Genomic DNA, 13,253 nt, shown 5'->3' on the forward strand with positions numbered 1-13,253 from the left:
CCTTCTTCCGTTTTATTGAAAGGCAGAAACTTTTTCATCTACAATTACGTTAGCACCAGTCGAACTTAAAACATCATCTACTGAATAGGGGGTCATCACTTCTTTTAAAATTAATTTTCTCTCTTTACAATGGAACACAGCTTTTTCTGTAATGATCATATGTGCTCCTTCTTTAACAGTTAGAGGCAATGAACACTGTTTAACGATCTTTGGATTACCGTTCTTATCTGTATGGTTCATTAAGATAATCACTTTTTTTGCCTTTTGTGCCAAATCAATCGCTCCGCCCATTCCAGGAACACGTTTACCTGGTACGATCCAGTTTGCGATATCACCGGTCTCACTCACTTCAAGAGCACCGAGTATAGTCACATCTAGCAGCCCTCTCCGTATGATTCCAAATGCGGTTGCACTATCAAAATAAGATGCTCCAGGCTGGATCGTAACAGGGTATCCTCCTGCATTTGAGAGATTTCCATCTTCTTCTCCCTCTGCTGGAGAACCCCCCATTCCTAATATTCCATTCTCAGTGTGCAGCATGATATGTAATTCACTTGAAATATAATCTGCGACAAGTGTTGGAATGCCAATACCTAAATTAACCGTCATTCCATCTTTTATTTCGAGCGCGGCTCTTCGTGCGATTCTATGCCTTGTTTCAGTTCCCATACCCATTTCCAGTCCACCCCTTTACTTTGAATAAGATAATCAACAAATACACCAGGTGTTACTATTTCTTCGGGATTTAAGGAACCGACTGGAACAATTTCTTCCACCTCTGCAATCGTAATAGTTCCCGCCGTAGCAACAAGCGGATTTGTATTTCTTGCAGTCTTGTCATATATAAGATTGCCATAAATGTCAGCTTTTTTAGCATAAACGATAGAAACATCCGCTGTTAGTGCGGTTTCGATCATGTATTCCTTATTGTTCACATCAACCTTTTGTTTGTTTGCTTCAACTACTGTACCTAACCCTACATCAACTAAAATACCGCCGAGTCCCATTCCGCCAGCCCTTATTTTTTCTGCTAATGTACCTTGAGGGACAAACTCTACTTCTAGATTTCCTTCCTGCATTTGTTTTCCTGCTTCAGGATTAGAACCTATGTGGGATGCAATAAGTTTTTTGACTCTTCTTTCTGTTATTAATTTTCCAGGTCCAATCCAAGGGAAACCGGTATCGTTGCTGATGAGAAAAATGTCGTGAATGTTTGTTTCAAGGATAAGATTAATAAGTGAAGGAGGAGCGCCAACCCCTCCAAATCCACCTACCATTAGCGACATGCCGTTAAAAAAATATTGTGAGGCGTCTTTTATGGAGATTTGTTTACTCACTTTTTGTTCCAATATCAGCACTCCTTTCAGCTCGTGGCTTCAGTTATATACAATCCTGCTGAGATGAGTTGACCTGTTAGTTCCCTGACGGATTGATCAAGTATATCGATTAAATCAATAATTTGGTCTTTCGTTATAGTTAAAGGCGGAGAAATGAGTATGGAGTCTCCTGAAAATCCAGTAACACCTCCGACTGCTGGATAAACGAGCAATCCTTTTTCAAAGCAAATGGATAGAATTCTATCTGTAATTTTATTCGTCATTTCAAATGGCTCTCGTGTTAAAGGATCTTTAACAAATTCTATACCGCATAAAAGTCCCTTTCCTCTCACATCGCCGATTATTGGATGCTTCCATTGAAGCCGCCGCAAGTTGTTTAATAAATATTCCCCCATGTTAGCTGCATTTTCTTGAATGTTGTTTTTTTCCATGTATTGCAAAACGGCTAAACAGACTGCCGCTGATTGAGGGTTGGCACTAAATGTATGACCGCTCATAACAATCTTGCTGCCATTTTCAATTTCCTTCATTATGCGGTCTGAAATGATTGTTGCTGCCATAGGCGTATATCCAGCACTCATTCCTTTTCCAAGTGTGATGATATCAGGAGTAACGTCCCAATGGTCCATGGCAAACATTTTTCCAGTCCTGCCCATGCCAGTCATTACTTCGTCAGCAATCATTAAGATATTATATTTTGTACAAATTGCTCTAATTTTGGAGTAATATTCATCAGGGGGTACTATTGCTCCACCTGATGCCCCGATTACAGGCTCAACTATAAAAGCTGCAATTTGCTCCGGTCCGATTGTCTGAATGATCGTTTCCAAGTCATCAGCGCATCGTACTCCGCAGCCTGGATACGTATCCTTCAAAGGACATTGGTAGCAATAGGGAGCTGGAGCAACTGGAAAATCCTCCAGTAAGGATGTAAAGCGCTGTCTTCTTAAAGGATGTCCAGACATAGATAGAGCACCTAGCGTAATTCCATGATAGCTGGTCCATCTGGATAAAACTTTGTTCTTTGAATGAATTCCTTGTTCTTGAAAATATTGAATTGCAATTTTCAGAGCAGTTTCTGTAGCTTCTGAACCGCTGTTAACAAAGAATACGGAGTTGAGATCACCAGGTGCACAATCTGCAAGTTTTTCAGCCAAAAGTTCAGCTGCTTCACTCGTAAACTGAGATCGGTAAACGAAGGATACATGTTTTGCTTGATTCCACATGGCTTCTGCAATCTCTTCAACACTATGACCGATATTAGCCGTAATGGCACCTGATGAACCATCGATGTATCGATTTCCTTGCTTATCGTATAAATAAATTCCTTTTCCGTGGCTGATTACTGGATAATCATTTCCTAGAACCGGTTTAATGAGATGTGATTTTCTCATAAAAAAGGCTCCTTCCTCATGAGGTTAAAAAGGAAATGCACATCTTCTGCGACATTCCCTTTCTCGATTTTCTGTTAAAGCTTAAAATAATTTTTCTTTAAAAATCTTGGTATAGTCATCAATTCTGTATATGAAATAGAAGAATCTATTTTTTTCGTATCAATGAGCATAAGCTGATCTTCAATTTCATCGACAATATGATCTTCTTGATATTCCATGCCGCATGATTCGCAGGAAACAGAAGGTATCACAGTTATTTCTATTGCTCTAGACCCGTCCGGCAATTCCCAATAACCCGTTAATCCGGCTTGCTTTGCATTATCGTTTTCACACCATAGACACTTCATGTTTTCCTCCTGTTCTTATGCATTCTGTTCTTCGGATGATGCAGAAATTCCTTCATTTTTTTCTTGCTCAAATTTATATTTTTTCTCTTTAAGTTCATCACGTTTATCTCGTTTATTTTTTAATGAGCTATGTTCAGGATTCGTGTGATAATCTTCTCTTCTTTCTAAGCGTTTAAGCCCTTTTGGAACTAAATTAAATGCTTCGTCATTCATGAGTGCTGACACTCCAATAGCAGGCTTAATATGATCTGTGCCCATAATCTCGTTAAAGTAGGCATCTGCCCTGCCAGCTTGATAGTTTTGTGGTTCAGGATATGAGGTAATTACACCTTCAAAGTTTCTCAAAACTACTTTTCCAGGAGATTGTGAAATCAAATAGTTTGGCTGAACAGCTATTTTACCGCCGCCGCCAGGAGCATCCACTACAAACGTTGGTACGGCGTAACCGGAAGTATGGCCGCGAAGACCTTCAATAATTTCAAGTCCTTTGGAAACAGGTGCTCTGAAATGACCAATTCCTTCAGAAAGGTCACATTGATAAATGTAATATGGACGCACTCTTATTTTGACAAGGTCATGCATTAGTTTCTTCATGATTGGAACACTGTCGTTGATTCCAGCCAAGATTACGGATTGGTTTCCAACAGGAACTCCTGCGTTAGCTAGCATCTCACAAGCACGTTTAGACTCTTCTGTAATTTCCAATGATGTATTGAAATGGGTGTTCAGCCATACTGGATGGTATTTCTTTAAAATATTGCATAAATTCTCCGTAATCCTCTGAGGAAATACGACTGGTGCTCTTGTTCCAATACGGATGATTTCCAGATGAGGAATTTCCCTTAAATTCTTTAATATATATTCTAAAATATTGTCATTGATTAATAATCCGTCACCGCCAGAGATCAAACAATCTCTTACTTGCGGATTGCTGCGGATGTAATTAATAGCGGCATCCAGCTGTTTCTTTGGAACTCCCATTCCAATCTGTCCTGAAAATCTTCTTCGTGTACAATAGCGGCAATACATGGAGCATTGATTTGTCACTAGGAACAATACACGGTCAGGATAGCGGTGAGTCAGGCCTGGTACAGGTGAATCCTCATCTTCGTGCAGTGGATCTTCTAAATCGTACTTAGTTTTTAAAATTTCTTTTCCGATTGGAACGGATTGCATACGGATCGGACATCTAGAATCATCTTGATCCATTAGCCAAGCATAATAAGGTGTAATATTCAACGGTATAGTCATCGTTGAAATTTTTACTCCTTCTTCCTCTTCTGGCGTCATGTTAATGATCTTTCTCAAGTCTTTTAAATTTCTAATGGTATTGGTTAGCTGCCATAGCCAATCATTCCATTGTTCATCTGTGACATTCTTCCATAAATCGTACTCTTTCCAATGTTTCTTTGGTTTAAATAGTCCGTTAATTACAGGCATTCTATGACCTCCTTAATTTCTTCACATAAAATGACATGCAAGTTCCGTGCCAAAATATCTGAAATTTCCAAATTCTATTATCAGCCATATAGTTTATGCATTTGAACATAACTTCGGGCCATTTTGAAGGAGAAAGAAAAAAAAACCGCCGGAAATCCGGCGGTTACTTCTGCTTTAACTTATATTGGAGGGTTTGTCTTGGAACTTGAAGGAGCCTTGCAGCTTGTTGAATATTGCCTGACGTTTGTTTTAAAGCTTGATCTATTAACTGTTTTTCTAATTTAACCAATGCATGTTTCAGAGGAGGTATATCTGCTTGTTCAAAGTTTTTTCCTTGAATGACTTCTGCTGGCTTTACATGTTTCGGAAGCAAATGCATCTCAATTGCCCCATGTTCGTCAACAAAGTTCATCGCATGTTCAATGGCGTGTTTGAGCTCTCTTATGTTTCCTGGCCATTCATAATTGCATACAGCATTTTCTGCTTCATAAGACAAACCGCTGATTTTTTTATGAAACTCCTTATTATATTTCTGTATAAAATATTGTATTAAATACATGATATCTTCACCCCGATTTCGAAGTGGAGGAAGTTCCAGAGAAACAACATTCAATCTGTAAAATAAATCATGGCGCAAAACCCCTCTTGATAAACAACTTTCGGGTTTCTCATTCAGCGCAGAAATAATCCGAACATCTACTTTTCGTGCTATACCGCTGCCGATTCTTTGAACAATTCCTTCTTGGACAACTCTTAATATTTTAGCCTGGAGTTCAATTGGCATGGAATTAATTTCATCTAAAAATAGCGTTCCTCCATCAGCTAATTCAAAGACACCAGGCCGGTCAACAGCACCTGTAAAGCTCCCCTTCGTTGTTCCAAAAAATATACTTTCTAAGAGCGGTCCTGGTATAGCAGCACAGTTTTGCACAATAAATGGTTTGTTAACTCTATTAGAGGCATTGTGAATAGCTTGAACAAACATTTCTTTACCTGTTCCAGTCTCTCCGTAGATCATAACAGGCGAATTCGTTTTCGAAGCTTTTTCGCTTTGCTTTTTAAGTTCATTTATAAGTGAATTTTTGCTTAAAATATCTGAAAACGTATAGAAAGCTAATTCCTGTTTATTCTTTTTCTTAGCTTGACTTTTGATTTTTGCTTGTAGATCCAAGAGCTGATCTGAAAGCTGTTTTATTTTTGAAATATCTTTTGCTATCTCTACAGCCCCGATTAATTCTCCGTCTAACCATAACGGAAGTGTTGAATTAACTGTATCAATTTGTATCCCTTTTCGATTACGATAAGATTGGTGCTGATTATGAATAGGGATTCCGGATTGGATTACTTTTAATAATGTACTGGTTTCTTTTGTTAGTGAAGGAAAAGCATCCAACACATGATAATTATGAACTTCATCAGGTGAAAGACCATCTAGTGAGGCAGCTACTGAGTTATAAAAGATCGTCATTCCATTTGCATCTACAACATGTATTCCTTCATCAATTGTTTTCAATATAGCTTTCAATGTTTCTGCTGTTTCTACTGTTCCAGAAATCATGAAGTCTCACCACCCTAGATGCTGAATATTTGTCACTAGGTGCCGAAAATTAGGCACAATGTGTTTAATGAGATAAATCTTTAACCCATATATTCATATCTTCATATTTATCGAATATTTTACAATTGTTTGCTAATCTACCTCTATACTCGTACCCTCTTTGATAAAAAACAGCATTCATTCCAAATGATAACGCTCTCGCGATGGAGTATGCGCAAAAGACATTCTTTAAAAATAATTCTTTTTCGAGCTGATCAATTAAGTGTTTCATGAGACCATATTTGCGATGTTGAACTAAAGTAGCACAGTCTGTTATTTCTGCATTATTATAAGTTGCATTAACATCTGCTGAAGCAGCGCTAACAATCTTTTCTTTGTGAAGCACTAAACAAAATAAAGTTCCAGATTTCATTATTTCACGAATGTATTCAGGATCATTCATCGGCGTTGGATAAATCTCAAAAACACTCTCATACAATTCGGCTAATTCTTGGGCATCGTGTTCATTAGCCATGCGCATAGTATATTCAACAGGCATTGGATTTTGCTGATTGGTTTTTGATAATTGCTGAATGTTGTTTAAAATGTTGTCTTCGTCCGTCCAATAATTGCTGTTTCTTCTTTCATTCGAAAAATACTTGCACATCGCTATTGCTGCAGCTCCATTAAAATAGCCTGAAAATTCACCTTCAAACATGTACCCATTCTGAAGCCAATATGACATATCGTCTGCCTTCGATTTGATAATGACTTTATGGAATGGATGAACTTCTGCTGTTTCATTGATCCAGTTCACAAGAACACGAGCATTTCCTCTGTAATCATCAATACGAAGCCGTTCATTATAATAGTCAAAGCAAGCATCTGCTACGAATTGCAGCTCCTGTATTTTACGATTTTCATAATAAGTTGTATACATTACATCCCCTCCTGCCTCTATAAAATAATTTCCATATAAATACGGGTAAATCCTGCAACAAAAAAACCACCTCTAAAGGGTGGTTTAAACACAGCCTATAACGCTCTGTGCGGAAGTTTCCAATTGTATTTAACCGACAACATCCTGAAACCTACAAGAAGGATGAAGAGTATCATATAATCTACTAGACTGTTTACCATGTTTAGACCCACAATCAATCCGCCCAGCAATGCCCAGACTGCATAAATTTCTTCTCGTAATACGACAGGCTTTCTCCCAGCCAAAATATCACGAATGATCCCACCGCCAATACCGGTTAAAATGGCTGCAACAATAACCGCGCTTATTGGATGATTCATGCTTGTAGCTGCAATTGCACCTTGGATCGCAAAAGCAGAAAGACCAATTGCGTCAAAAAAATGCAGAGTCTTTTTAGAAAACTGTATAAGGTTTCCTGGCATAAAAAAGACAATTCCCATTGCCACTAGTGCCGATTTAAGCAATAAACCTTGCTGCCAAATCGAATCAACAGGTAAACCGATAAGAACGTTTCGGATGATGCCTCCTCCGAACGCAGTAACTAAACCTAAAATAATTACGCCTAGAAGATCATAATCCTCTTCCATTGCTACTAATGCACCTGAGATAGCAAATGCTATTGTTCCAATGATGTTTAATAAATCCCAAGTCATTTCCGCACTTCCTTTCTACATTCAACAATACTCCGTATTGAATACTATAAGGTTATGGGAAAACTGGCAAGTACTAATTTCATTTATTTCTTAATTTTGTTAAGGTACAGTATGAAACACTGCAACATCCAATATCCCCATGAAATACTTCACCGTTTCGAAACCCGTGGAAATCACTTCCTGCTGTTTTTATTAGCGAGTATCTATCTGCAAGATTTTCATAGTGTATTACTTGTTCCTCTGTATGATCAGGATGAAAATACTCTAATCCTGCAAGTCCATTTTCGCACAAAACGGGAATGAGTTCATCAGCATCGTATATTCCGGGATGCGCCAATACAGGAATGCCGTTTGCTGCCCTAATAAGTTTGATCGCTTCAATAGGTGATATTCGTTCGATCATTGCAAATGCTGGTCTTCCTTTAGCCAAATATTTATCAAAAGCTTCAGGAATTGAATTCACAATACCCTTTTCCATTAGAATTTCTGCAATATGCCCTCTACCAACGTTTCCGTTTCCATGTCTTTTCGCTTCTAACTCTGATTCACTTATGTGTATTCCTAGTTCGTTCAGATTCTTAAGGATCAGATAATTTCGTTGATCTCTTACTAACTGCAGTTTTTGTAAGGTTGATAAGAATTCCTCATCATTGTAATCAATGAAATAACCTAATACATGTATGTCCTGGCCTTTGTATAATGTACTGATTTCAATTCCTGGTATACATTCTATTCCTTCATGCTTTTCTGCTTCTGCAAGTCCTTCTGTAATTCCGTTAACTGTGTCATGATCTGTGATGGCTATGGCTTTTAATCCTTTTTCTATAGCTCTCAAAATATTTTCCGCAGGTGAAAAGGTACCGTCAGAAGCTGTGGTATGTGTATGTAAATCTATTTGTTTCAATTTTTTCACCTCTATTTTTATAAAAAATGTACGGTACGTGAAATTATAGTATTAGTCTTTTTCTGTTTCAATCTTATGTTCCTCATAACTGATCCAATCACTCCAGCTTCCAGGATATAACGATACGTTATGAATGCCAGCTTCATTCATTGCGAGAATATTAATACAAGCTGTTACACCAGAACCGCAATAAACAATTTGCCCTTCCTTCTTATCAGAAAACTGCTGGTAGATTGCGCGAAGGTCTTCCTTATTCAGCCAAAATCCCTGGAATCGATAGTTTGTTTTCCAAGGAACATTAACTGCCGTTGGTATATGTCCTGCTTTATGATCAATAGGTTCAAATTTACCTTTGTACCTTCCTTCTTCTCTCGCATCAATTATGGTGTATTTATCACTTTCTATTTTCTTTAGAAGTTCATCCTTATTTACAGCCATTTTGCTCTGGACGTTCGGAGTAAAGTTCCCGGACTTATTTATAGGCATTTTACTTGAGATAGCATACCCTTTTTCCTTATAGTGTGTGTATCCGCAATTCATGACAAAAACCTTGGAATGCCCGATGTAGTTCAATAACCACCAAAGTCTGGACGCATACGCACCTGATTCATCATCGTATGCAACTACAATTTTTTCACTGTCTACTCCACAATTACTAAAAAATTGTGATAGTATGTTTACGGAAGGCAATGGATGACGGCCGCCGTGCGCAGATACTTGTCCTGATAAATCTTTATTCAGATCGGCATAATAAGCTCCTTTAATATGATCCTTTTTGTAAAACTCAAACCCTGCTTTAGGTTCTGCAAGAGAAAACCTGCAGTCAAAAATGATGACCTGTTCATCATTTACATGATCGTTAACCCATTCAGGACTTACAAAATTGGACATAATAAAAACCTCCTTGTGAAGTGTTACGTTAATTTTACTTCATGCAGGGAAAACTAAAAATATAAGAACAGATAGAAAGAAGTGACTTGCAAAATGATACATAGTATTCCGAATGCTTCTATTGTAATCTTTGGAGCAACAGGCGATTTGGCTCATCGTAAATTGTTTCCCGCTCTCTATCAATTGTATCAAAAGGGACACATGAAAGAGAACTTTTCAGTCGTAGGAGTTTCAAGAAAAGAATATTCTCATGAAGAGTTTCAAAAAGAAGTTTATGCTGCCATACAAGAGCATGCTCCTGGTGCCAAGACAGAAAAAATAAAAAAATTCGCCTCACACTTTTACTATTTGCAAATGGATGTGACGAGTGAAAAAAGCTACCACGATCTTGAAGAATTGCTGAATACGCTGGACCGCGACTACAATACAAATGGGAACAGACTTTATTATTTAGCAATGGCACCTAGCTTTTTTGGAACGATTCCAACGTTCTTAAAATCTGAAGGTATTACGAACACAGAAGGCTGGCAAAGAATTGTTATCGAAAAACCATTTGGCCATGACTTGTCTTCAGCTACTGAATTAAACAAAGTGATTCAGCAAAGTTTTAATGAAAACGATATTTACCGAATTGATCATTATCTTGGAAAAGAAATGGTTCAAAACATTCAAGTGATCCGTTTCGGAAACGCAATTTTCGAATCTATTTGGAACAATAAATATATCGATTCCGTACAGATCACATCCAGTGAAACACTCGGCGTGGAAGATCGGGCACCTTATTATGAAAAATCTGGAGCACTGCTTGATATGGTGCAAAACCATATGCTTCAGATGGTAATGATGGTTGCTATGGAACCTCCTGGTGAACTTAAACCAGAGCACATCCGTGATGAAAAAGTAAAGGTATTACGCTCTCTCAGGTTCTTTAATGAAGAAGAAGTTCAGAAAAATGTAGTTCGTGCCCAATATAGTAAAGGTACGATGAAAGGTGAAACTGTTCCGGCCTATCTTGATGAAGATAAAGTTGATCCTGAATCCAAGACAGAAACATTTGTAGCTGCAAAACTTTTAATCGATAATTTTAGATGGACAGGTGTTCCGTTTTACATTCGAACGGGAAAACGAATGGCTGTTAAGTCAACAGAAATCGTTATTCAATTTAAACAAGGGCCAATGGCTCTTTATCATGCACACAAAGAACAATATCAGCCAAACTTATTAAGAATTCATATTCAGCCTGATGAAGGTGTAAGCTTAACACTTAATGCAAAACCAAAAGGAGATACATCAGACCTTCTTCCGATTGATATGGCCTACAATAATCAGGCAACAACGGATATGAATTCACCAGAAGCATATGAGAAACTCATTCATGATTGTCTTCTTGGAAACTCAACTTACTTTACACGCTGGGATGAAGTTGCATTAAGCTGGGAGTTTATTGACCGTATTACTAATGCCTGGCATAACAATCCTGATGCATTGTTAACTCATTATAAATCTGGAAGTATGGGTCCAGTAGAAGCAGATGAAATGCTGCAGAGTGACGGTCACTCTTGGTGGGAGCCTACAAATCTTCGAAAGGACTGTGATTAATGAAAATATATGATGTTTCACTGCCTATTTTTGAAGGAATGCCCGTTTATAAAAATAAGTCTGAAAAACAGCCAACATTTAATACAGGTCAATCCGGACACGTTACGGAAACAAGAATTGCGATGGATGTTCATACAGGTACACATGTCGATGCCCCTCTTCACATGATCCCTGGCGGAGACACAATTGAAACACTGCCTTTAGAAAAGCTAGTAAGAAATGCAAAAGTAATCGATTTAACACATGCTGTTGATGCTATCACGGCTGATGATCTGCAAGGAAAAGACATACAGCATGGTGATTTCGTATTATTTAAAACAAAAAATTCTTGGGATACAGAATTCAACTTTGAATTCATATATGTTAACAAAGATGCTGCTAAAATTCTTACAGAAATCGGGGTTTCTGGTGTTGGAATTGATGCACTTGGAGTTGAGCGCGCACAAGAAAACCACCCTACACATAAAGAATTATTTCAAAAGAACGTAATTATTATTGAGGGCCTTCAATTGAAGGATGTGGCTGAAGGTGAATACCTTATGGTCGCCGCACCATTGAAAATAAGAGGACTTGATGCATCGCCTGCACGTGTTGTTTTAATTGAACAATAAATTTAGACTTTTGAAAACAGCGGAATTCCCGCTGTTTTTTTTATGGCTGTTTTCTAAAAGATTGTTGCTTTGGATTTGAATCTTTTTGCGCGGACTCTTCATAGACATGTTGTTGGAGAGCAGGTGCAAAGCTCTAAGTGGCTCACCGCACGCCCGCCGAAAGCGAGCATCCTGTAACGGAAATCACCCCCTCCAAGAGCAACAATGATTGCGAACGGTGGGAAACCTGTATAAAATAAAAAAACCGATCTTCTGTCGCGTGATCGGTTTTCATCTCCTTAATCGAGTGCCGGCTCTAATTTTTCAGCTTGCAGGTTCTGCTGTTTTTCTTTATTTTCTTTGTCCCCTCCACCGCCTTTTTCTTTTTCAGGTTTGATTGCAAAAAATGCTGCAAGGGCTGCAACTGCACTGACTCCAGCTGACGTATAAAAAACCATCTCATGCGAAGACTTCATTAAAATAGCGTATATGGGAGGTCCTAAAGCCACACCGACAAATCGCATTGAGCTATATATAGAAGTAATAGTACCTCTCGCTTCTTTCTCAATCCCTTCAGTTATTAACGCATCCAAACTAGGCAGTGCTGCACCGATTCCGATACCCGCTACAAACAGTGCACCTAGCAAAAAATACACATTTTCAGTAAACGTAATCAAGAACACAGATCCTCCCAATAAAACCATGGATAAAAATGTGCACCATTTCATGACAACTTTGTTTTGTTTAATCTTTTTACCAGCGATATACGAACAAATTGATAAAGCAAGAAGTGGTACGGCTATTACAAGACCTTTCATTACTCCATGGATGTCATATTTCTCTTCCAAAATAGTTGAAAGATAAAATAATATCCCAAATAAAACAAACATAATGATTCCGCCAATTAAGAAAATAGCGGTTAACCATTTACCTTCAATATGAAAAATTTCCTTAATGTTTTTTAAAAATTCTTTAAATGATTGCTTTTCTTGATCCTTTTTTTTAGGAACCTTTACTAAAAATAAAACGAGGACAATAGAAAGAACACAAAATACCGGTATAAGCCAAAATGGTAAAAACCAAACGATGGTCGCTAAATACGCTCCCAAAATAGGACTGATTACTTTACCGATTGTATTCGATGTTTCAATAAGACCTAATCCTGAACTTACTTCTTTTTCATCTTGAAACATATCCCCTACTAAAGGTAAAACAACTGGCGCAGCACCCGAAGAACCAATTCCTTGAAGAAAACGCCCTACCAAGATAATCATAAATGCATGATTTGATTGCCATGCTGCCCATCCAGAAATTAACCCTCCTATTCCTGCAATGAGCAAACTTGGAATAATGATCTTTTTTCTTCCAAAACGATCAGACAAATATCCAGCAATCGGAATCAACAATATGGCGACAATGGAATATACCGTAATAATCATTGAAACCTGAAATGAAGAAATATTTAATTCCTTTTCAATATCAGGCAATACTGGAATCAGCATGGAGTTCCCCAATGTCATTACGAGAGGAATTGATGCCAAGGCTAAAAGGTCCCACTTTTTCTTTGCTTCCATAATATCCT

13 protein-coding genes are annotated in these 13,253 nt (G+C 37.9%); 2 read left to right on the forward strand and 11 right to left on the reverse strand.

What is annotated here, in order from left to right:
* Nucleotides 1-12: 12 nt before the first annotated feature.
* From RGB74_RS09920 to RGB74_RS09965, 10 genes are all read right to left on the reverse strand, one after another.
* Nucleotides 13-675, reverse strand: a complete 663-nt coding sequence (locus tag RGB74_RS09920; protein ID WP_310759157.1) for a 3-oxoacid CoA-transferase subunit B — start codon at nucleotides 673-675, stop codon at nucleotides 13-15.
* A complete protein-coding gene (locus tag RGB74_RS09925) occupies nucleotides 618-1,349 on the reverse strand; it encodes a CoA transferase subunit A (protein WP_310759158.1) in 732 nt (243 codons plus the stop codon). The genes RGB74_RS09920 and RGB74_RS09925 overlap by 58 nt, the downstream gene beginning before the upstream one ends.
* Before the next feature lie 14 nt (nucleotides 1,350-1,363).
* The gene (locus RGB74_RS09930; RefSeq protein WP_310759159.1) at nucleotides 1,364-2,731 is read right to left on the reverse strand and encodes an aspartate aminotransferase family protein; all 1,368 of its coding nucleotides are present in this window, start codon (nucleotides 2,729-2,731) and stop codon (nucleotides 1,364-1,366) included.
* Nucleotides 2,732-2,805: 74 nt separating this feature from the next.
* A complete protein-coding gene (locus RGB74_RS09935) occupies nucleotides 2,806-3,078 on the reverse strand; it encodes a YokU family protein (RefSeq protein ID WP_310759160.1) in 273 nt (90 codons plus the stop codon).
* A gap of 15 nt (nucleotides 3,079-3,093) precedes the next feature.
* On the reverse strand, nucleotides 3,094-4,518 hold the full coding sequence (ablA, locus tag RGB74_RS09940) for a lysine 2,3-aminomutase (RefSeq protein ID WP_310759161.1): 1,425 nt from the start codon (nucleotides 4,516-4,518) through the stop codon (nucleotides 3,094-3,096).
* A 163-nt stretch (nucleotides 4,519-4,681) separates the two neighbouring features.
* Complete coding sequence (locus RGB74_RS09945; RefSeq protein ID WP_310759162.1) at nucleotides 4,682-6,076, reverse strand: sigma-54 interaction domain-containing protein; 1,395 nt, start codon at nucleotides 6,074-6,076, stop codon at nucleotides 4,682-4,684.
* Nucleotides 6,077-6,140: 64 nt separating this feature from the next.
* Nucleotides 6,141-6,995, reverse strand: a complete 855-nt coding sequence (ablB, locus tag RGB74_RS09950) for a putative beta-lysine N-acetyltransferase (protein ID WP_310759163.1) — start codon at nucleotides 6,993-6,995, stop codon at nucleotides 6,141-6,143.
* Between the two features lie 95 nt (nucleotides 6,996-7,090).
* Nucleotides 7,091-7,687 (reverse strand): trimeric intracellular cation channel family protein, encoded by a 597-nt coding sequence (locus RGB74_RS09955; protein WP_310759164.1) that lies wholly within the window; start codon nucleotides 7,685-7,687, stop codon nucleotides 7,091-7,093.
* Between the two features lie 79 nt (nucleotides 7,688-7,766).
* Nucleotides 7,767-8,600 carry a PHP domain-containing protein gene (locus RGB74_RS09960; RefSeq protein ID WP_310759165.1) on the reverse strand — a complete coding sequence of 278 codons (834 nt, stop codon included), beginning with the start codon at nucleotides 8,598-8,600 and terminating at the stop codon, nucleotides 7,767-7,769.
* 42 nt (nucleotides 8,601-8,642) lie between these two features.
* The gene (locus tag RGB74_RS09965) at nucleotides 8,643-9,482 is read right to left on the reverse strand and encodes a sulfurtransferase (protein ID WP_310759166.1); all 840 of its coding nucleotides are present in this window, start codon (nucleotides 9,480-9,482) and stop codon (nucleotides 8,643-8,645) included.
* Between the two features lie 93 nt (nucleotides 9,483-9,575).
* Between RGB74_RS09965 and zwf the strand changes: the two genes are divergently transcribed.
* Nucleotides 9,576-11,081: a glucose-6-phosphate dehydrogenase gene (gene zwf / locus RGB74_RS09970; protein ID WP_310759167.1), complete on the forward strand. Its 1,506-nt coding sequence runs from the start codon at nucleotides 9,576-9,578 to the stop codon at nucleotides 11,079-11,081.
* The gene (locus RGB74_RS09975; protein ID WP_310759168.1) at nucleotides 11,081-11,692 is read left to right on the forward strand and encodes a cyclase family protein; all 612 of its coding nucleotides are present in this window, start codon (nucleotides 11,081-11,083) and stop codon (nucleotides 11,690-11,692) included. Before zwf ends, RGB74_RS09975 begins: the two co-directional genes overlap by 1 nt.
* Before the next feature lie 278 nt (nucleotides 11,693-11,970).
* On the opposite strand, the gene RGB74_RS09980 is transcribed toward RGB74_RS09975, so the two are convergent.
* Complete coding sequence (locus RGB74_RS09980) at nucleotides 11,971-13,245, reverse strand: bacillibactin exporter BcbE (protein ID WP_310759169.1); 1,275 nt, start codon at nucleotides 13,243-13,245, stop codon at nucleotides 11,971-11,973.
* Nucleotides 13,246-13,253: the final 8 nt, after the last annotated feature.

Source organism: Bacillus sp. NEB1478 (genome assembly GCF_031582965.1).
Classification (GTDB): domain Bacteria; phylum Bacillota; class Bacilli; order Bacillales; family Fictibacillaceae; genus Fictibacillus.